At 32.6% G+C, this 20247-nt stretch carries 32 protein-coding genes; 1 reads left to right on the top strand and 31 read right to left on the bottom strand.

Going from position 1 to position 20247, the window contains the following annotated elements; translation table 11 throughout:
• Window positions 1-9 precede the first annotated feature (9 nt).
• The 11 genes from CACET_RS07820 to CACET_RS07770 form a co-directional block, all read right to left on the bottom strand.
• The gene (locus CACET_RS07820; protein WP_044823794.1) at window positions 10-555 is read right to left on the bottom strand and encodes a hypothetical protein; all 546 of its coding nucleotides are present in this window, start codon (window positions 553-555) and stop codon (window positions 10-12) included.
• A 183-nt stretch (window positions 556-738) separates the two neighbouring features.
• Window positions 739-1200 carry a pyridoxamine 5'-phosphate oxidase family protein gene (locus CACET_RS07815; protein WP_044823793.1) on the bottom strand — a complete coding sequence of 154 codons (462 nt, stop codon included), beginning with the start codon at window positions 1198-1200 and terminating at the stop codon, window positions 739-741.
• An 84-nt stretch (window positions 1201-1284) separates the two neighbouring features.
• Window positions 1285-1824: a hypothetical protein gene (locus CACET_RS07810; RefSeq protein ID WP_201774909.1), complete on the bottom strand. Its 540-nt coding sequence runs from the start codon at window positions 1822-1824 to the stop codon at window positions 1285-1287.
• Between the two features lie 374 nt (window positions 1825-2198).
• Window positions 2199-2705 (bottom strand): hypothetical protein, encoded by a 507-nt coding sequence (locus CACET_RS07805; protein WP_044823792.1) that lies wholly within the window; start codon window positions 2703-2705, stop codon window positions 2199-2201.
• 57 nt (window positions 2706-2762) lie between these two features.
• Complete coding sequence (locus tag CACET_RS07800) at window positions 2763-3212, bottom strand: hypothetical protein (RefSeq protein WP_044823791.1); 450 nt, start codon at window positions 3210-3212, stop codon at window positions 2763-2765.
• Between the two features lie 210 nt (window positions 3213-3422).
• A complete protein-coding gene (locus tag CACET_RS07795; protein ID WP_158386019.1) occupies window positions 3423-3779 on the bottom strand; it encodes a hypothetical protein in 357 nt (118 codons plus the stop codon).
• Between the two features lie 646 nt (window positions 3780-4425).
• Window positions 4426-4998: a hypothetical protein gene (locus CACET_RS07790; protein ID WP_044823789.1), complete on the bottom strand. Its 573-nt coding sequence runs from the start codon at window positions 4996-4998 to the stop codon at window positions 4426-4428.
• Window positions 4999-5077: 79 nt separating this feature from the next.
• A complete protein-coding gene (locus CACET_RS07785) occupies window positions 5078-5371 on the bottom strand; it encodes a hypothetical protein (RefSeq protein ID WP_044823788.1) in 294 nt (97 codons plus the stop codon).
• Window positions 5372-5560: 189 nt separating this feature from the next.
• The gene (locus CACET_RS07780; RefSeq protein ID WP_044823787.1) at window positions 5561-6220 is read right to left on the bottom strand and encodes a CPBP family intramembrane glutamic endopeptidase; all 660 of its coding nucleotides are present in this window, start codon (window positions 6218-6220) and stop codon (window positions 5561-5563) included.
• A 244-nt stretch (window positions 6221-6464) separates the two neighbouring features.
• Window positions 6465-6623, bottom strand: a complete 159-nt coding sequence (locus CACET_RS20705) for a hypothetical protein (protein WP_169747285.1) — start codon at window positions 6621-6623, stop codon at window positions 6465-6467.
• Window positions 6624-6889: 266 nt separating this feature from the next.
• Window positions 6890-7240 (bottom strand): hypothetical protein, encoded by a 351-nt coding sequence (locus tag CACET_RS07770; RefSeq protein ID WP_144414742.1) that lies wholly within the window; start codon window positions 7238-7240, stop codon window positions 6890-6892.
• An 18-nt stretch (window positions 7241-7258) separates the two neighbouring features.
• Here CACET_RS07770 and CACET_RS07765 point away from each other — a divergent pair, with 18 nt between their 5' ends.
• A complete protein-coding gene (locus tag CACET_RS07765) occupies window positions 7259-7579 on the top strand; it encodes a hypothetical protein (protein WP_044823784.1) in 321 nt (106 codons plus the stop codon).
• Between the two features lie 807 nt (window positions 7580-8386).
• Here the strand turns inward: CACET_RS07765 and yunB are convergent.
• The 20 genes from yunB to CACET_RS19425 form a co-directional block, all read right to left on the bottom strand.
• Complete coding sequence (gene yunB / locus CACET_RS07760; RefSeq protein WP_278287101.1) at window positions 8387-8800, bottom strand: sporulation protein YunB; 414 nt, start codon at window positions 8798-8800, stop codon at window positions 8387-8389.
• Between the two features lie 132 nt (window positions 8801-8932).
• Window positions 8933-9697 carry a DNA adenine methylase gene (locus CACET_RS07755; RefSeq protein WP_044823783.1) on the bottom strand — a complete coding sequence of 255 codons (765 nt, stop codon included), beginning with the start codon at window positions 9695-9697 and terminating at the stop codon, window positions 8933-8935.
• 62 nt (window positions 9698-9759) lie between these two features.
• Window positions 9760-10017, bottom strand: coding sequence for a DUF5659 domain-containing protein (locus CACET_RS07750; RefSeq protein WP_044823782.1), 258 nt, complete (start codon window positions 10015-10017; stop codon window positions 9760-9762).
• Between the two features lie 6 nt (window positions 10018-10023).
• Complete coding sequence (locus CACET_RS07745; protein ID WP_044823781.1) at window positions 10024-10266, bottom strand: hypothetical protein; 243 nt, start codon at window positions 10264-10266, stop codon at window positions 10024-10026.
• Between the two features lie 199 nt (window positions 10267-10465).
• On the bottom strand, window positions 10466-11782 hold the full coding sequence (locus CACET_RS07740; RefSeq protein ID WP_044823780.1) for a hypothetical protein: 1317 nt from the start codon (window positions 11780-11782) through the stop codon (window positions 10466-10468).
• A 356-nt stretch (window positions 11783-12138) separates the two neighbouring features.
• The gene (locus CACET_RS07735) at window positions 12139-12750 is read right to left on the bottom strand and encodes a hypothetical protein (protein ID WP_044823779.1); all 612 of its coding nucleotides are present in this window, start codon (window positions 12748-12750) and stop codon (window positions 12139-12141) included.
• A 101-nt stretch (window positions 12751-12851) separates the two neighbouring features.
• A complete protein-coding gene (locus CACET_RS07730) occupies window positions 12852-13139 on the bottom strand; it encodes a phage holin family protein (RefSeq protein ID WP_044823778.1) in 288 nt (95 codons plus the stop codon).
• Window positions 13140-13150: 11 nt separating this feature from the next.
• Window positions 13151-13381 carry a copper amine oxidase N-terminal domain-containing protein gene (locus CACET_RS19835; protein WP_158386017.1) on the bottom strand — a complete coding sequence of 77 codons (231 nt, stop codon included), beginning with the start codon at window positions 13379-13381 and terminating at the stop codon, window positions 13151-13153.
• On the bottom strand, window positions 13312-13929 hold the full coding sequence (locus tag CACET_RS20455; protein ID WP_044823777.1) for a C1 family peptidase: 618 nt from the start codon (window positions 13927-13929) through the stop codon (window positions 13312-13314). Before CACET_RS20455 ends, CACET_RS19835 begins: the two co-directional genes overlap by 70 nt.
• Entirely contained in the window at window positions 13871-14197 is a 327-nt protein-coding gene (locus CACET_RS07720; RefSeq protein ID WP_044823776.1) for a hypothetical protein, read from the bottom strand. The genes CACET_RS20455 and CACET_RS07720 overlap by 59 nt, the downstream gene beginning before the upstream one ends.
• Before the next feature lie 2 nt (window positions 14198-14199).
• A complete protein-coding gene (locus CACET_RS07715) occupies window positions 14200-14979 on the bottom strand; it encodes an N-acetylmuramoyl-L-alanine amidase family protein (RefSeq protein ID WP_052661260.1) in 780 nt (259 codons plus the stop codon).
• A 13-nt stretch (window positions 14980-14992) separates the two neighbouring features.
• Complete coding sequence (locus CACET_RS07710) at window positions 14993-15196, bottom strand: BhlA/UviB family holin-like peptide (RefSeq protein ID WP_044823775.1); 204 nt, start codon at window positions 15194-15196, stop codon at window positions 14993-14995.
• A gap of 141 nt (window positions 15197-15337) precedes the next feature.
• Entirely contained in the window at window positions 15338-15994 is a 657-nt protein-coding gene (locus tag CACET_RS07705) for a HEPN domain-containing protein (RefSeq protein ID WP_044823774.1), read from the bottom strand.
• A 75-nt stretch (window positions 15995-16069) separates the two neighbouring features.
• On the bottom strand, window positions 16070-16195 hold the full coding sequence (locus tag CACET_RS21105) for a hypothetical protein (RefSeq protein WP_278287099.1): 126 nt from the start codon (window positions 16193-16195) through the stop codon (window positions 16070-16072).
• A gap of 1 nt (window position 16196) precedes the next feature.
• Entirely contained in the window at window positions 16197-16499 is a 303-nt protein-coding gene (locus tag CACET_RS07700; RefSeq protein WP_044823773.1) for a hypothetical protein, read from the bottom strand.
• An 11-nt stretch (window positions 16500-16510) separates the two neighbouring features.
• Window positions 16511-17509, bottom strand: a complete 999-nt coding sequence (locus CACET_RS19430) for a phage tail-collar fiber domain-containing protein (protein WP_052661259.1) — start codon at window positions 17507-17509, stop codon at window positions 16511-16513.
• A gap of 1 nt (window position 17510) precedes the next feature.
• Window positions 17511-18164 (bottom strand): phage tail protein I, encoded by a 654-nt coding sequence (locus CACET_RS07690; protein ID WP_052661258.1) that lies wholly within the window; start codon window positions 18162-18164, stop codon window positions 17511-17513.
• A complete protein-coding gene (locus tag CACET_RS07685; RefSeq protein ID WP_044823772.1) occupies window positions 18157-19302 on the bottom strand; it encodes a baseplate assembly protein in 1146 nt (381 codons plus the stop codon). The genes CACET_RS07690 and CACET_RS07685 overlap by 8 nt, the downstream gene beginning before the upstream one ends.
• The gene (locus tag CACET_RS07680) at window positions 19289-19588 is read right to left on the bottom strand and encodes a GPW/gp25 family protein (protein WP_044823771.1); all 300 of its coding nucleotides are present in this window, start codon (window positions 19586-19588) and stop codon (window positions 19289-19291) included. The genes CACET_RS07685 and CACET_RS07680 overlap by 14 nt, the downstream gene beginning before the upstream one ends.
• Before the next feature lie 18 nt (window positions 19589-19606).
• Window positions 19607-20239 (bottom strand): phage tail protein, encoded by a 633-nt coding sequence (locus tag CACET_RS19425; protein ID WP_052661257.1) that lies wholly within the window; start codon window positions 20237-20239, stop codon window positions 19607-19609.
• Window positions 20240-20247 lie beyond the last annotated feature (8 nt).

Genomic DNA, 20247 nt, shown 5'->3' with positions numbered 1-20247 from the left:
GTTCTTATATTAGTTTACTTTAACTTCAAACGCTATTTTTAGTGTTACCTTTTCTATTTGTTCTTTATCTAAAGAGAAACCTGTGTATGCTGTAAAAAAGTATTCTCCCTTAGGCAATTTCAGCTCTTTTTGTGCATAATAGTTTTTCCAGAAGTTAGCATTAGGGTCATTTGCACAATAACCACCACTTTTTGAAAATGGAAGAATATATACTTCTCCTTTTTCTAAAACTGTCGTCTTCAGTATATCTAAGGTCAAGCCTTCATTAAAGTATTCTTGCCCGTTGTGAATCGTATAGTGAAAGTATGGTTCTCCTGACCAGATCGTAATATCATCTTCTTCTCCGATATATTCTATAGTAGAGTACATACTGATTTCTTCATTATCTTTAAAATCTAGTTTATTAATATATGTTTTTATTAGAAAGTTCTCATTCTCTGCTGTAAAAATATGATCGTTTGCACTCTGTGCTTCTTGAGTAGTTTCATATTGAGAACAAGCCCCAAAAACGAATACATATATTAAAATTAATCCAATTACCTTTATTTTTTTCATATAAATGCTTCCCTTCTAAGTGAATTTATATGAATATAGACGATATGCAATTAAAAAGGTTCCCCCTATTGCTATAGCTTTTTCTGAAAGTATTGCACTCCACTCATTAATATTGCCCCTAATCCTATAAAAAATAGTCCCGTAGAAGGAAATACTGCTGCCTAAAACAAACTATTTAATATCTTAATATCCTGACTTTTTGCAGCTCATCTCTGTTATCATTACCTCTATAACAGTGACTGCCTCTATCTGCTCATCGCTGTATTGAAAACTTTTATCTTCTGAATACTGGCTCATTATTATGTCTAATGCCTCTTTTTTATCCGATCTCTCTTCAATAAATCTTGCGGTTCCAAGACCTATTATACTAATGAACTTCATTCCCCAATTACAAGCCATATCTTTTTTTACTAGCTTCGTACCAACTTCTACCTCAAAGCAAACCTTCGGATTAGCTTTCATCATATCAATTTTTTTGCCCTCTTTAGCAGAATGTAAATACAAGCAGTTATTTCTATATCCAAAACTCATAGGAATCACATATGGAATATTGTCAACACATAAACCTAACCTGCAAATGTCTGCCCTTCTTAAAATTTCTTCAATTTCAGCAATATCTTTTACTTCTTTCTCATTTTTTCTCATTGTTTTCTCCTCTTCCTTTTATAGATTATAGAGTTAATATATAAGCAACTCCTCTAAAGCAGCAACTATTCAACTATTTCGCTATCACCATTGCCCATGATACAAGGTCCTTTCTATGATCGCTACAATGCATGTTGTAATAATATTTAGGAGTATTATTAGGCTCATTAGAAACTTTTTAGATAAAGTATATTTCTTTAAGAATCCATAAACAATCGGTACTTCTACTAGAAGCGTGAGAAATAAGTAACCGAATAACACTATGTAATAAGGTCCTTTTGTGAAGGCATCTCTCCATGCATTTACCCAGCCTCCAGATATTGGTCTTAGCGTATACGCTCTTATAATATAAGGTAAAATAAATGAAGCTATATTCGCTAATACAATTATTCCAAAAATCTTAATTCTTTCCCATTTTATTAAATGCAACTTCCCCAAACTTAAAATGCCTATATATTCAATAGCTAGAGTAAAAATAATTGCAATTGGTAGTAGTTCCTTTGGGCTTGATGTTAACCATCGCCAAGATGAATTAGCATAGACGAAACTATTACCAAATGTAAGGAATACTAACAAACTAGTTGCAAAAACATATTTCAATTTCAGTTCTCTTTTTGATTCCATTTGTTTTTGTCTCCCCTTAATTAATTGTATTTAGTAAGCAGTATCTTTATAGATATGATGCTGTTGTATAACCCCTATCTCTTGACAGAGTTTTTCTCCCGATGAAGGGATGTAATGCGTTGACCTTTCCAAAAGTTTTCTTCCAGCACTTCTTTGCAAAAATATTGTTAAACGGGGAATTTGCTATATTGATTTCATTAGCGTTAACTTAAGCCATAATTTGTCATCCTGAGTGAATCAAAGGGGAGTCGAAGGATCTTAGTGTTAATAAAATTCTTCGTTACTCCAAGATCCTTCGCTATGCTCAGAATGATAGTTTCAGAGAATTTTGGTAATAATTGTATTAAGTTAACGCTGATGATATTGATTTAGAGCTATTTAGTTAATTTTTTTGCACCAACTTGTACTGTCGGCGAAGAATTACTAAAGCCTATTATAAAAACAATTAACATCATTAAATATGCCACTCTTATTACCATTGTTCCCTGAATTGTGTTTGTAAACAAACTTATTGCTTTAGTACTCCAACTAACAAAACCTAGCACATAATGTTGTGATATTGAGGAGATAGATATATTTCTATTAATGTCCTGTACAAAAGTAAATTGCCATATATGTAAACCTAACAAAATACTCCATATACTATTCCCCAATATAAAACTCTTTGTCCTGTGCATCTTTAGACTTCCAAATTGTTTTCCTACCCAAAACCAGAAAGCTGTAGAAACGAATGGTAATAAAATCAAAAGTACACTGGAAAATGATAACAGTATTGAAGAATTTAATGCAATTCCATAGTTAATTAACCTATTGATTATTTCACCAGATAAATATGGGATTATTAATAATAAAAATAACTTGAACATAGTATTTTTTCTCATTTTTATCCTCCTCACTTATTCATAGTATACTATTTGTTTATACAATTGGACTTGAACTTATCTACCTTTCTCTTTTTTAAGCAGGTCATCAAAAAAGAATATTCCTTCTGTAACCTTTATAAAAGTTGTTCCATTATCATCTTTGAGAGTATATGCTTTTCCATTGCTATATACAGTTTTTTCATTTGAACTGATGACAAAAGAATTTCCATCTTTTAAATGAAATACAAATTCAATTAATGCCTCGTTTTGTTCTGGTTTTCCCAATTTGTAAGATAGAAAGTTAGTGAGACTTATTGCTGTCTTTATGTCCTGGATTTCTGTAATCTTTCTAGTATTAGTATCTAACCTAATACTAGAAATTTCAACATAAGAAACATCTTCTATTTTGGGAACACCAAACAAAGGAATACCGTTCATAAAAAAATACCCGATAGATGTAATAATTACCGATCCTGTTATCAGTGTAAGATAATATAAAAATCTATTATGTCTAATTTTTTTCATCAAATCTCTCCTATTTACTTGTATCGTTCTTTCATATTATATGGATAATCTTCGCTTCATCTTATTTACCTAGCACGTCTTTAATAGATGATGTGCAATAAATCTACATCTTTTAAAACATACCAAATATACTATGAAGCTACTAATAACTTTTCACTACAGTCTTAGATTAAAAAATATCAATTTAAATCACATAGTTTAAATCCTTTGTTAATTTGCAAGTCTTTGTAAAATATCATCTACTACTCCCTTATCATCATAACTAACCTTAAGTTTGACTTTATTATCCAAATCCCAGAATTTTGACTTAGGAAGGGTAACCATCAATTCATAGTATCTCACATTTTTAAATAATCCCTCTTTATAACCATTATTCCACTTATAATTAACAATCTCATTCCAATCTATAATCTTACCATTAACCAGCACTCCATTTTCATAAATTGTGTTTTTATGCCATCCTCTTTGAAGATATAGTATTGATAAACAAAATGAACCAATAATCCAAGTCAACATACCAAAGAAATTGCTTTCGTAGTAAACTATAGTATTGAGTTCTATCAACATAAAATTTTCATAAAAATACCCACTTAAACTTCTCAGGTATTCGACATTTAACAATTGAAAAATGCTATCCATATATTCTTCATTTAATAGTTGATACATTTTTTTAGCATTATTAATAAATATAGTCGACCATATAATAAACAATACAGACCAAACAAATCCAAATGTTAGGTTGGTTAAACTTCTATTCAGTCTGATAATCTCTTTGTTTTTTCTCTGGTTTCTATCAAATTCACACTTGAAAATATTAGTGACTGTGAAAGTAATTATACAAATAATAAGTATAATAAATCCTTTTTCAATGTCTATTTAAATCACCTCCTAAATCAAGCTTTTTATTGCCATAATTCCATGCTATGTTTTTCTGTTACAGCTTTAATATTAACTGTGCAGTAATATAAAATTTTGCTAATAAGAAGAACATCCTATTCATAAATCCACGTGGCTGATGAAAATAGAAAATAATACTAATTTCATTATAAGAGACCATCATTTAATGGTGATATTCTAAGCAAAAGATACCTCCTAAAGTATAACTGCCTTACATAGACGGCAAATGTTCCTACAAATATTTCTCCTCGAACTAGAATAGCTATTATAGTAATAGATATGGTCAATAAACCAGTATATAGCCATCTGACAGGATTTACTCATTATCTTCTACATTTAAAAAATAACCAGAATTCCCGCTAAATCCTTGATGTACCCACTCTCCCTCTTCATCCATTCTATAAAAATTTTTTCTACGATACCCTAATCCAAGTGCTATAGACCCTGCTTCTTCTATTACTAGTTCTTCTTCCTCCATTTTTGGTTTTTTTCTAGTATGTGCATTCAAAATATATGCACTTTCTTGATATATAGTGGGGAAGTAAGCACCTTTTTTTACTATCAATCCGTATTCTTCACTTTCCTCTAGAAAACTGTCAAAATAATTTACTGCTGCATGTTCCGCCATAGTGGTAGAAAAAAATGCTATCAGACTCTCTCTATTTTGTATATATACTGGTGGCAAAATGATATCATTGACTTCATCTACTATAACATCATGATTAAAGGTCTCTATAGGACTCCAAGTTTTTTCAAGGATTTGCCTTGCTTCATGCTTATCAAACGCTACTATTTCATATCTATTTTCATACAAATGATAGCCATTACGTCCTAGTATCACTATCCACATAAGTATCATAATGATTTTTCCTTTGGTTTCTTTTTTCATTTATGATGTCTCCCCTCTAAAGTCTTTTTACCTTTGTTTTATAAGAAACTGTTATCCTTAATTTTTCTATAATCCCTTTTTATTCTGGCAGATTTATAGGATCATACAATACAGTTATCGGTAAATATTTTGAAGTTATTAGAAAACTATAAACGATCTCATCACTATCCTGAAATACTGCAAAATAATCTCCATGAACAGAAGAAAACTCCATACGCATAAAAGTTAGTCCCATATTCCCATGATTCTTTTCTACATAATTTATGGCAGCCATTTTTCCTATCTGTTGAGGAATTATACCTCCTACCCATAATCCTAAGATCAATATCCCAATCGTAACTGCAATTTTCTTTTTTAACTTGGTATCCCTCATCTTATATACCCCCACTTTTGCTGACTTTCCAAGTATACAAATAAAAGCGCATATCTATAATTGAATGCCTTGACTTAAATTTTTCTATCATTGATTATCTCCTTGTATATGAGACATTTTGAAAAAAGATAATATGAAGTAACTTTACTTGTTTATTAATTTAATGATATTTGAAGGTAATCATAAAAGTTATTTATTTATTATATACAGTAAGGTCCAAGGGATAGCATCGGCAAAAAAATGTATGATTATTGCTGGTATTAGTCCATTTTTATAATAAACATATGCCAGTATTACTCCATAGGCAATAACAAAAATATTCATGCCACCATGCATTAATCCGAATAATAATGACGATATAATCATTCCCAGTATCATAGATTTTTTTTGTGAATCAATTTCTTTATTTGCTAAATATGTCACTGTTGTAAAAACAAAGAGTCTAAAAAGTATTTCTTCATGTAGTCCCGCTCTCAGTGAAACTAACACTATTTCTTTAAAGTTTGCGAAATCAATCCAAGGAACAGTTGCTACCAAGTCTTGATTTAAATAATACATTAAAGTATTAGGAATAATTATGAGTAAACCTAAAGCAATTAGAACAAATAATTGTTTTGCCAAAGATATACTAGTATCTCTATTCCACCATAAAGGGAATCCAACTTTTGATATGAAGTATTTGCCTATAAAACCTGTTATTATAATAATGACAGCATCAGTTAAAAGTTTTCCAACAACATTTTCATTAAGTTTGTCTTGAGTAAATGATGTTAATCCTATATTTATAATCGAAATACTAAGTGCAACTAATATTATATCCAAATTCCAAAGTGGTTTTTTTACCTCCACATACACTCCCTCCACTCAAGCTTCTTACACAGAATACATTGGTCAAGTCTTTAAAATTCCCTATATCCTTGATTAACCTTACCTAGTCCCCTAACACAGATTTTCTTTCTAGCAAAAGGTATAGTATACAGGTCTTTCCTACAAAGCCTTCACCAAATGCCCTCATATAAACATTTTACTATCTTTTGTCCAGTATTTAGAATCTGTTAACTCATGACAAAACTATATATTTTTCAGACGCCACCTACAATCTTTTATCAGACAAAACAAGTGCTAGGGTAGCAATAGGTCCTAAAAATATAGATAGTAAAAACCAGCTTAATCCCGATCTATTCTTCCCTTGTGCCAGTCCAGCGTTAATTAAAGCTAATGTTCCCCAACCTACATAATATTCCGTATTCATCATCATCCTCCATACAAGTTGAATTTACTAAACCTTCTATATATTAAGCTATACATCCTTTATAGGACAAGGTTAATGGAAAGAATTTTTTCTATTGGCATAGCTCCTTTGTTTTTTCCAGCCTTTTGGTTAGGAAGATACTTTGCCATTTTATTTCCTGCAGATCAAGCTAAAATGCCGGTCACTTTACTTTCAGATCCAAATTTAATGTCATGCTTGGCATCTAACATACTTTTAAAAGATACTTTGTATTAATATTCACCTATCTACCGTCTAAAAATTACATGTATGATGCAAGCCAAAATAACTGGAAGTAAGCTTAAAGCTATATAAAACAAATTTTTTTTCCATAAATACTGCAGAGTAGTATAAAAACTTTCTTCCTCTTTTTTATTTCCATAACGGCGAAATTCCCACCAATACTGCCTATAGACTGCTCCAATACCAACCAAGACTATAAAAACACCCATTAGTCCATGAAATATAATATCTATGATACTTGATGCCATGTTGTTCCCCCACCTTTTTCTAGTCTCTGCACCAATCTTAAAACAATATAAGCTTTCTGCAAGATTGACTGTAAGTTTTTTCCATGATACTATTATTATAATCTTCATTTATTTGGGAGGTATTTTATGTCTGATAAATTTCTAACTTTTAAAAGAGATTCTGCCTTTAATCTAATGGGAAGAATTTTTTCTATTGGCATAGCTCCTTTGTTTTTTCCAGCCTTTTGGTTAGGAAGATACTTTGCCATTTTATTTCCTGCAGATTATCAAATTCCAGCTGAAACACCTGGGTTTGTCACCTTCACGTCTGGGCCTAATGTCATGCTTGGTATCTTAGTGGGAGCAGGTGTTTTGGCTATCTCCATCATGATTTGGAAGGTTGTTTGTCAAGCGTTACTCATCGTGCTTGAGGCTTTCGAGGCCTATACAAGTCGTCCTAATGAGTAAGACTAGCTTTTTAGGTGCAATTTAATATTGTGCCTTTTTTATTTGGTGTATTAAAGCTCCTTTGATTATATACTAAATCATCTACCCGCAACGGCATCATTAAATCAGATTTGTTTAGTACTCGCCTTTAATGGAGCTGCGTTTTCATGGTTTTATTTTTAATCTATTATGGCTTTCTTTTTATAACACAAAAGTGTATATGTGCTCAGACATATCTGAATTATACTTAAGATCATAAAATCATAAACTCCCAATAATTTGCTATTAATTTTTTGTTTCACTTTTACCTCCTTGTTGGAATACAATATTGGATGAAGTTCTCTGCTCCATGGAGCAGGACTCAGCTATGACTTGTTAATTTTATTACATTCACTTATGCTGTTAGCAGAGCATTACTGAAACGTATTAAGTAATCTTCCCTTTATCTTAATTGTAGTACTTTTTCTTCTGTTCAGATTCCAAATTAGACAAACTGTAAAAATGTTCGACGAAATGCTCCAAAACAGTATATAAAATAAATATTTTTTCATATCTGAGAAAACTAGATTGCTTAATCCCAATGGCAGCCCCTACCTTTAAGCATATTATGTTTATGATAAATGGTTGGAGTGATCCGAATGAAAATAACTACCTTTTCACTTTTCAAAAAAACAAATAGCAATTTATAAAGAATATGTCAAAAGATCATTTGGATCCTAGACGACTTTCTATCTATGAATAAGGCTACTTAAAAGAGCTGATGCTTCTGCCCTTTTAAGTAGCCTTATAAAATGTATTTCAATTCCAAGTTTCATTGAATTAAATTCTCTATTCTCCATACAATGGTGTTATATTTAGAAACTGGTCTTTAGGTACATTAATATAGTTCATAGGTACTCTTCCAACAATAATCGTTTCAGCTACTGGCATATAGGTGGTGACTTCAATAGTATTGGAGCTAAAAGGTATGATTACTCTTACCTTTGTATTTACAATTAAAAATATACGATGGCGCGTTTGATTGATACCCGACTGTTCAAACTCCGTACCGAAGTTTACATCTACCATACCTAGAGGAGTAACCACTAGTTTAATTTTAGGCCCATACTGAGCTAATAACTGACTGCCAATAGCATTTCCTAAAGGAATACGGTCAGCAGTTGTCTGAATTTGTTTTAAATGTTCTTGTATTGTCAATGCTACATCTGAAGCTACTTTATTCATCATCATGGTGTTAGCTATGATTACAAAATTATAACTTATTATTGTGTCCCATACAGCATTTATTATGCTATTTACTTTGAAATTTATTCTATACTATTTTATAAATTCCTTTTATTATTGCCACAACTATAGGGATAGATTTCTCTATCCCTATGAACTATAATTTGTTATAATCAATTCCTTAAAACTTCTTCTACCCTTAGCCTCTCTACATACAGAGTATCCTACTTCCACTTCCTGTATATTAAACTCTTGATACCATTCTCTGACTTCAGGATGATCGTTAATAGTCACAAGAAATTTTCCTTTGATGTGCTTCAACATATCCAATAATTTTAGGTGATCTTCCCGGTGAAACTTATCTTTGTATTGAGCAAGCTTATGATAAGGGGGGTCACAGAAGAAAAAGCTGCCCTGGGAATCATACTTTTCAATCAATGTTTCAAAAGATAGGTTCTCTACATAACAATTCCTTAGTCGATCCCTTACTTCTTGAACAAACCCCGTATTAAAAATAGCTTTATTAGGATCTTTACTGGTACCATATCCAAAATTATCTCCCTTGCTGGCAAAGCTGTATTTTATCAGGTAAAAAAATTTTACAGCCCTTTGGATATCTGTCATATATTGAGGTAGCGCATCATGGTATGCTGCAAATATCTCTCTGCTTGCAACATCCTTTTCAATCCAGGCCTTAAATTCTTCAGAATGATATTTTAATACTCTAAAGAAGTTTACTAACTCACTGTTTATATCATTATAAACTTCTACTTTTGAAGGTTGTTTTCCAAAGAAAACCCAACCAGCACCACCAAAGACTTCTATGTAGCAGGTATGGTCCTCAGGTATTAATTCTATGATTTTTTTCCTTAGTCTGTACTTGCCACCCATCCAGGATAATGGACTCTTTAACATTTTCATCACTCCTTATATTTTTTGAGTGATGAAAGAAGCAGCTGAAAGATGAATGTTATCATTTAGTTAATTTCTTTGGTCTTATTAAAATACAGCAGATTCTTTATTCTTTTTTCTGCAGCTAGGTAGTCACTTATATTTACATCTCCTACCCTATTAACATAATCTAAAATCGCCTTATCTAACTCTTCAGTGTTTTTAAATGTAACAACACTTCTATTTTTAGAGCTATCCTTATCCGAAGCAATAATTTCAAATCCTCTTGCAGATAAATATGTTATTAGATCCTTGTCTGTTAATTTTATAGTGTTGTTTTGCAATTGCTATCACACTCCTGTAGTTCTGCTAGCTCTAATATAATTTTCTTGTATTCCTACAATCGTAGCTGCTAAAATACTATCTTTCTTAAATATTCTATTAGCCCTCCTCTTGAAACAATAAGCTATTATTTTGTTGTCCTCTATTTTCAAGACTTTAATTCTTCTTTGTGTGATTTCTAAACCCTTCTGATACATTATAGTGACTGGTACTTTATTTTCCAATGAATACTTTAAAGAAAAATCAACCATAAAATCACCTCACTTAAGCCATTTAAACCCTTTCTGTATCTTCTATAATTATATCAGAACGTATGTTTGGTGTAAAGGCAAAAAAATAGAAGCTGGGAAATGAATCCAGCCCTTATCTTCATATTTTTCTTATAAAGTGTAACTTGTTTATTTATTATACTATGTCTTTAATATCCTTAGTTACTAATAAAAAACCTTTCTAAAAGAGAAATTCCTCTAATTCATCTTTACGTTCACAATAATAATGATATAGAGCATCTAAGCATATTAGTAAAGGTATTGATAACCTTTTATTTCTTTTTATATCATCAATTACACTTGGAATTTCATTAATATTTGCAATATAAAATTCATTTTCCTCACTTCTATTAAATGTTGTATCTACAACTTCGTTACAATTTGGCTTCATATCATGAGATGATATATTTAATTTCGTTATACCTACAAATTCAGGTTTTCCCCCTCTGCGTATCCACCTAAAAAAACCTAAAATTTTTGTAGTTCCAACATCTTTATAGGATTTACTTAGCAAGTCTTTCCCACTTTCTTCCCATAATTCTCTTTGCATCGCATTTATAATTACTTGATTAAAGTCATTGCTTTGTAAGTCCTTTAAATCACATGATCCACTTCCAGTTGGAACAAATAGATCAGAGTTAATTTGTGTCCTTTGGTTTTGTTTCCATATTATTAGATAATTATCGTTTGTAAATCCAATTGTAGATATTCCTATGTGATTATTCATTCTGGCTTTTGTAATTTCGTATAAAGTTAAATTATTTCTGTCTTTTAAATTTATAGGGAATAACTCTCTTCCTTTAAACAAAATATATTCTTCGTGATCTTGAAGTAATTTTGTAGAAATTTCATTAGTTAAAAATGAGTCAAAGTATCCTCCTTTATGACACACTACTTCTTGCTTTTTAAAATCAATATCGCTTGATAAACACAGTTTTTTTTCATTAATAAAAACTTTTTTGTTTGCTAAGGAATATCTTAACTGATAGCCTAGTACTGGTATTAGATGGGATTTGTTTTTAGTGATTAATCGTTTTATGCTCTTTTCTGCATTACTACTCATTATTAAATTTAATTTATTATCCCAAAGATACTTATTTAAATGCCTTGACATAAATATAGGCTCGTTATTTACTATACTTTTCTCAAAATAATTTATAGCTTCTTTCCTACTAGGCACTATATTCTTTAATTCTTCTAAAAATTGCATATCATTCTCTAAAAAAATATTATCACTAATTCCTAGATAATTTTTTATTTCTACTGTTCTTTCATAAACACTCCATATAATATTAAATAGAGAAAAAACAAATATAAATACAATTGACATATTAATATCATACAAAGAAGAAAAACCACTATCTTCACTCATAAATAAAATAATAGAGAAAATAAATATCCCTAAGTTAATAACTATAGAGATACTATCTCTTCCTTGAACTGAAAAGACATACATTAAATAATTAATATGCGATCTAAATTTTTGCTGTATATTCACGCATTCTCCCCCCACTCCATATAATACTTACTTCTGTATAGGGGAAAAAAATCCTGCTAAAAATGAAAAAACAGACCCAAAATTACCAGCCTTTTTCATATTTTTCTAGCATTCGCCACATTTCTTCTCTTGCAATTGAATTTTTTGTCTTAATCTATCGCTTATTTATCAAACACCCACTTTGAGTCTAGGTCATTAGTCCAACTTTTACCTTACTTACATCCGTATATTCTATATCAGGTCATCTATATATTCCCTTTACTAGAGTCTTAACATATTTCATTTGATACTCTTCACCTACCATAGACTTTCCTTCTTTCATGTTATCCAAATAAGATTTATAAAAGTAAAACATATCATTCTTTTGCCTTATTTATTATTTTTTCTAAATACTGTTTTTCGCACTTGCCAATATAAAAATTAATTCCTTTTTTAGTTGATGGTCTATAAATGCTTATATAATAATATACACAAACTACCGCTAACAGTATTTGTAAACTTGCACCTATAAGAATAATAGTACTAACTAAAGAACTTCCTCCCTGTATTTCTTCAATAGTCAAATAAAATACTGTACTCGATATCATTCCTGTTATAACAGCAAACGCTATTAATCTAAAAAATTCTGTGAAACTATGTTCAAGTTTATAAAATCGTTCTAGGCATAGGAACATATCTTTGTTCCAACCATTATTTGTATAGATTTCTTGGATTTTTTCTATTACTGCTTCCACATGCTCTTCCGTATAGTTATTTTTTAAGTCTTGGATTTTTTCTTCTATGGCATACTGTCTTCCACTACAACACTGCATAACTTTTTCCTTATGCATTACTAAAAACCACAGAACTATATAACTTATAAGAATTATACTACATAAAATATAGTAGCCTATACTAGCTGGAATTATCATTGTTAACATTAGGACTAAAAAGGTAGTATATGCATGTTTTAAAAACCATTCTCTCATTATGGTACCCACCACTCTATAATTATTTTATTTATGTAACTATATACTTAAAATTCTATATAGGTTTGAAAAGTCCTCTAATAATAGAAAGAGACTGGAAATTAATCCAGCCCTTTTAATAGTTCTATACTATTTTTTAAATGTTCATAAAACCCTATAATCATGTAGGACATCAAAAGACCAATGATAAGTCCTCCTAGGGACCATTCTATTAGAAAGATGCCCAAAGCCCCACCTAGTACTAATAAAATCCATGGGATTAGTTTATTGTTTAAATTACTATGCTCCTTAAGCATGTATCCTACCACCCAAAGACCACCAAATACTAATAACCATGGATTAACTAAAAATACTTTTAAAACTTCTATAATACTATCTAATTCATACATTGTATCTCCTCCTATTTGTAAATATCTACTCTTTGTTCTTTTTCATCCCAGGCTACTTTTATGTCTAACTGATCACTTATGAATTTTAATAGTACCATGGTGCGGCTGTTCTTTGTTTCAGGAGCTGCATCCAGTTTGATTTCTTTTCCCTCTACTCTAGCTACATCTTTTCCTATCCACAGAAAATGCTTGCTTTTTCTTCTACAGTTACTGGGACAGGTTGATGAAACTCTATTGCCCATGCCTCCATGAAGGTAAGCCCTTCGAGGATGTCTAGGGATAAAGGCCATTTTTGATAAGCATATGATATAAAGTATCTCCCTTGATTTGCCCATTCTTTTCCCCAGCTGTTTTGCCCTTCTTGATAGCCTATTAAATCGGCGAATTTATAGTAATTATCAAAGCTCATTAGAAAGGTTGCATGTCCCCCCAGTAGGGTGCCATCTGGTTTATTAAGATGTCCTTTGTTTTTATCAATGTTTGTTTTCCAGTTGTTTTCTGTCACCATGGTTCCAACAGCTACATACATGCCATTTGCTATGGCATTTTTAATTTCTTCTAACCCCTGCAACTGATAATAAGCTTTGATTTTGTATTGAGCCGCTTGTCTCATCATGGTATCTGTAAGAACTGTGTTCTTTACCCCTTTCCCACTGGGACAAAATTTTTCAGGGCAAAGACCGTACTTTTGAATAATTTTCATGGCTACACGGATGTAAGTACCAGGGGTATTAGGGATACCATCCTCTTTTTTTGCACATAGCGTAAAGCCAACTCCAGGAAAATCCACCCTCCGGCATTTTTCCTAAGGCATGAAAAAAGGCATTGAAAACACCTGCTACAGTAGCTCCTACACATTCAGGTTCTGCCCCTTGGTTAATGACAAAGGGTGGATAGGGGAGTTTTGCATTGTTTGTAGTTACTTTAGATGCTAAAGGCGATGTGCTTAAAGCGTAGTCCCTGGGATCTGGAGGGGAGGGAAGGACTGCTGAGTTAGGACACTGTTTTTTGATTTCCTCAATTCTTTTTAGCCATTTAGAGTATTCTTTTCCAAACATGATTATTGCTCCTTTCTGTATTCAATTTCTACATTTGTTCCGTGCCCAGTAACTTTATAACCTAATTCTCTTAGAAAAGTAACCGGTACATAGTTTTTATTCTCATAAAAAATACCTTCAACTTGTGAAGGCATGCCGTGAATATTTAGCTTAATATTTTGTTTTTCAACGATGTTTTGCTTCTTCAATGGATAGACCTCCTTCATGCCTTTTAATAGAGCTTCAGCTAGTTTTTGTCTGAAGGCTGGTGTTTTTAATAGGGCTTCTTCTCTTGGGTTGGAGTGAAAACCCATCTCTACGAGAATTGCTGGCATGTTGCTTCTTCTGATGACTGCATAATAGTCTTTCCCATGGATGGGTGAGGTTGGATTGTCTACTAGTCTTGTTTTGATCCCTCTATCCCTTAATCCTGTAGCTTCAACTAAATTCCTTTGAAAGATTTCTGCTGCTCTTTTTGCCTCTTGATGATGTTGTTTGTTTTGCCATTCATTGTTTAAGGTGTAGAAGGTTTCTATTCCATTTGAGGTTTCAGTTCCAGCATTGGTATGAAGGCTGATGAAAAGCCTCCCCTGCCATTTATTAGCCATTTGGGTTCTGTCATAAAGTGCTACTGTTTCATCCTTTTCTCTCGTCATTTTTATTGGGTAACCTTCTTTTATCAACAACTCTTTTAGTCTAAGACCAATATCCAAAACACCGTCTGCTTCTACATATCCAGTAGGGCCTTTATTGGCCCTATCCTCTCCACCGTGTCCTGGATCGGCAGTAATTATCTTTTCCATCATTTATCCTCCCTTATCTGAAAACTTTGTTCTTGATCTCTTTAACATCCTTTTGTACATCTTCAATGATGTTGAATCTGCCACTTAAGTCTTGAATAATCTCTTGATACTTTATTTCTCTTTTACTGTTTTCTTTTAATACGTAAAAAAGCAAATAGCCAAAGAGTATAGCAAATACTCCTTGACCTATCAGCATTTTGATAACCTCATTTTCCATAGCCCACCTACTTTCTCAAGTTATAGAATTGTTTTTAGCGCATAAAAATGACACGCTTTTCTAGCATGTTTATATCGTATAAATTTCCAAATAGGTACGAGAATAAGAAAAGCCAACATTAGTATGTTGACCTTTTACGTCCTATCGCTCATCCTTAAAAATAAAAACTCCATCATTTTTAGCACTCTCTGTTTGATAAAACCGCTCCATAACACCTCCATTTTCAACAGTTTTTATTTGATATACTTTTTGATTTTGCTCAATTAAGCTCTGTTTTGATGTTTTATTCAATATGAAGTTCTTATCATATAGTAAGTCATACTTTTCTTCAAGATGTGAATGGTATTCTGATTTTAGTTCGTAACCAGAATAGTGTACCTTAAAACTATTTAAGATGGTAATAGCTGTAAGGTCTAGTTCTGCTAAAGTTTTATACTGTGCTACTGATAACTTAAATCTTTTACTTGGTTTACTAAAAACTTCATTATCAAAGTATCGAAGGTCATATGCCTTTGCCAAGAAATCTATGAAATCTCTATTAATATGTGTACTTAAATTTGTATCAAATTCAATAGCTTCATCGAAAAGTTTATCAACCTTATGTGTTTTTTTAGGGCTACCGTTTAGAATGATAAATACTTTTAATAGTTTCTCTATTGAAGTAGCAGAAATAATAACTCCTCTATAGAGTAGCCCATTTATTAACAGGGTCCGAGCTGCAAGGTAATCTCTATATCCTACAGTTAAAAAACCTGATATCCTAGTAAACCTGTTTTCATCTAAATCGAACTTTTTCATAAGAATCCCCCTTTTCCTGCATTAATACTATTTTAGCAAAACAATAAAGGGATGTACATTAATATTAATTATGACTTAAATCTGCGGCGTTGCTATTATCATATTTGCTTCTTCTTGGCTAATAAAAGTCGGTACATAGGATAATACCTTTACTTGGTCAATTCTTCTCATAATCCACATATTTAATATAAATCCGTACATTCTACATTCCTCCCATCATAATAATATCCATTAACCCCAATAAAGCATCTTCTGTAATTTTCAATCGTTCTTCTAATATTTGCTCTTTTGTTTTAGGGTTGTTGATTTTGTCTAACTCTTTTAGCCAAGCTTGATGGTCATATTGATTCAAAGCATTGTCTAGTGTTTCCTGCTCAACTTCTGCTATCAATTCTTCTTTCTCTTCATCGTAAGTCCATCTATTGTTTTCTTTGCTTGGGTCTACCCCTGCATAGCTAAGGATATACCAATAATTATAATCTCTAGGACATTGAATTTTCGCCATTTTGACACCTCCTAAAACATCATGCAATCACATCTTATAACTCTAGTTGCACCTGTATTGTTTGTGATTTCAATAGTGTTATTTGTAGCATTGTGAGTAACAGTTACGTTTGTGATAGGGACTAAAACATTTATTTGCCAAGATGTGCCACTATTATTCGTTGACGTAATATATGCCAATCCACATGACCTACCGCTTGTCCCTGGTGACGAAGAATAGGCAACTAACATTCCTTGGTATTCACTGTCAAATCGATTAGGGTTAAATTCACTTATTGGTATAGCTATTTTACTACCTATTTCAAAGCTTGAACTGTCATTAAAAACTATAGGGGCAGGTCTAAAAAAATTATCATTTTTAGACAAGTGCCTGTCTGTACTTTTAGGTATTCTCAATTTTGAATTAGTATCAAACATAGCTATTCTATTTGCTGTTGGATTTACATTTGATGCGTGTGCCGTATTTTCAGCCAAGTGCATCGCAATAACATCTGCATTTCCTTTAACTGTTTCTGTTGTCCTACTTTCCCCAGCTAAGTTAATTAGCTCATCCGTAGTGACATATATTCCAGATTCAATTACTGCAGTAACATTTGCAGCATTGCCTACTACTGTAATTAAATTTAAAATAGACTCTACTATGTTAGCGCCAGTGCCAGCTGGCATGAAGTCAGATAGCAGACCTGCATTTGCTACACAGTATAGAATTTCACCTTGATCAGGGTCCGTAGCAAAGAGTCCAATTTCTCTGATATAAAATCCTTCAAGCAGTCCTTCATTTGTTACACTCGCTCTAACTCTTGATGTCCCATCTCCTATAACCTGTACTGATGTAATCCCTAAAGACTTTTTCTCATTAATTAGTGCTGTTAATTCATCTAGGTTTGTTCCATAGGGTAAGTTTCCATCCCCTACAGCTACCCGAGTAAATTGCAACTCCATTCCCGTTTGAGCCTTTGCTTGCAGCTGTCTGCCTAAGTTTGTTAATATCATTTGATTAAACTGAGCCAAACTAATTCACCTCCGTATAAATTGTAATTTCATTTGTTTGAGTACAAACAGCTCCTAAAAATATATTTGATTCTAGATTATAAGTATCTTTTAACAACTTGGATACTATAGTTATTTTGATACTTTGTTGCGTTACAGTACCAAGATTAACTCCTAAACGATTAGCTCGCTCAATAGCAATACTGTCTAGCCAACTTCTTGTATTCTTCACAGAATTTATAGCTTTAAATATTTGATTTAATTTTTGTGCGTCTTCTATTAAAGCCTCTGTTTTTATACGAAAATGATATGGTTCTCCACCATATTCCAACCATTCCTCTATCCAAGCATTATCAAATGCAGTGGTTATTACTTCCTCAACAGCAGACGGAGTACCTTTCCTTTTATGCCATTTAAGCGAGTTCTTTACTAATTGCCGCCTTTTCTCCAATGATAAGCTCGTATCATAAAAATCAACATGGAGTTCCCAGGCCAACAAATCTATGAGTTCGCTACCCAGTTCATCAATCCGTGGAAGAAGGATACAATTTTTAACTTCATCAATCAACAGCACAAATTCATCATCTAAAGCCTTAGATGCTGCTAAAATATCAGGATCATTTTTGAAATTAGGTGGCAAAATATCAATCAGCTTGATATTATATACATCAATCATCCTCTAACCCTCCATAGTTTACCGACACATTTACTTCTTTAGCAACTTCTATATTTTGTAGTTGTATAAAACTTGGTTGAATAATCTCAACCCTTTTAGCACCTGCATTTCTTATCCTAGCAACCAGTTCAGAAGGATTAATATCCCTGCCTATTTTAGTTTTCTGCCACAAGATATACTCATTTACTGCTTTCTGTATATTGCCTTGGATAGAAGTTACTGACGCAGCATTTTCAGACAAAATATAGTATGTTAACTCTATATCGTATTCAACTGCTTTAGGTGCTCCCACTATGACATGATCCGTTAAAGGTCTTATTGTCTTATCACTTAAAGATTCCTTAAGCCCCAGTAAAAAAGCCTCATTCGGTATTTCTCCATTTTCAAGCAGTACTCTTACATCCACAACCCCAGCAGAAGGTGAAAACACTCGCACATCTTGTATCGCAGAACTATATTTCTTAGCAAAAAACTCATAAGCCCCTGCTGGCCCAGCTACGCTGTAACTCTCAGGAGCTAATCTTATTCTTTCTCTAAAGTTTTCATCATCTTCTACATCAGATCCACCTTGACTTTCATCTAAGTTAACAGTGCTTTCTATAAAAGGAAGTGCATCTACCAGTATATTAATTTGTCCCGGCATAAATCCATTTCCTATCTTTCCTTCAGATGTGCACTCTAGCATTGCAGTTATTTCTATCTCTCCAATAGGGACTTCCATATTCTCTTTAACTTCAAAATATATATCACCTCCAGGACTCACCCGAGTACCTCGGGGAATTATTTGAACAACTGATTGAGGAGTATTTAATATAAACTTTTGAGAAACTTTTGCTGGACTTGCTGGAAGCTTTTCTACTTCTCGTAGTGCAGCTAAGTTTTCAAGAAATGGGCCTGTTGAATACTTTAGTAAATTTTGTTTAGCTGAAAAATCTATAATTTGTCTTAGTTGAAATTCCCTTAGAGCTTGAGTATATAAAAATATACGAATCGGATCACCTGGATACAGTTTCTTCTTTTTTCCATGCTGCTGAAAATACGCTTCCTCATATCCTGCTATAGTATCAGCAAGGATTGCCTTTATATCCTTCTGTGCAAATTCTACTTCTGGCAGATTATTTAAATCAATCAATTGCATCAACCCTCACTTTCACCCTGGGGATTAATTTATTTTCTTTATATTCAAAGAAAACTTCTGTGACCTTAGCCCGTGGTTCATAGCGTTGCGCTTTTCTTACATACTCAACAGTTATTTTTCCTCGTGCTAAATTCACAGGCTCGTCAACTATACTAAAATCTACACCAAAGCCTCTATCAAAGGGCACAGTTCCTTGTGGCGTAGTGAATAGCACCCTTAAGTTTCTAATAACCTCTTCAGCAGCATTATCTGGAGATATAAATTCAACCGCAAATAGATCTATCATTCCTAGTTACCTCCTAAACTAAATAAGCTTTATGTATGTAGCAGAAACATACCCCTTACCCTCTCCAAAGTTGATCCTGTGCCACTGTCCCTCTTGCCCAGTAATTGTAACTCTTGTATCTCTGGGAAGCTTGCCTATTATTTGATGATTCATCCCTGGACCATTTCTAACATTTAGTACAGAAGCTGTAACCACACCATATTTGGCGGAGGGTGCGCTAGGTTCAGGAATCGCTATTTGAGGTTCAAATACTTCGATGCTTTCTACATATTCCTCTAGTGTTACATCAACTTTGGCTGAATATAAGACACCGCCATTTAAAACCACACCCCATGCCTCACTAACTTCTTTTACACACCATTTATCACTGCCAATTACTCTACTCCCTATTACCAGCACATCAGCCATGCCTTCATTGACCATATTAACCCATTTTTCAATCTCTTTTGAAGGCATCACACCAAAGTTACCATTCAAATTGATAGTAAATGTTATGACCTCTAAGTCTGGACCGATAAACTCGTTTGCAGGTTTTTGTCCTATCACCTCATGTTTTCCCCATCTTCCTACAGTGCTTTTGGTGAATCCACTAAAAGTTAATACTCTTGTATCGGAGCTTTCAAAGACGATGTCTCCAAAGTATCCAATCATAAATGCCA

Source organism: Clostridium aceticum, from assembly GCF_001042715.1.
GTDB lineage: Bacteria > Bacillota > Clostridia > Peptostreptococcales > Natronincolaceae > Andreesenella > Andreesenella acetica.
Note: the sequence above shows the minus strand (reverse complement) of the source record. Positions and strands in the feature narration are given on the sequence as shown.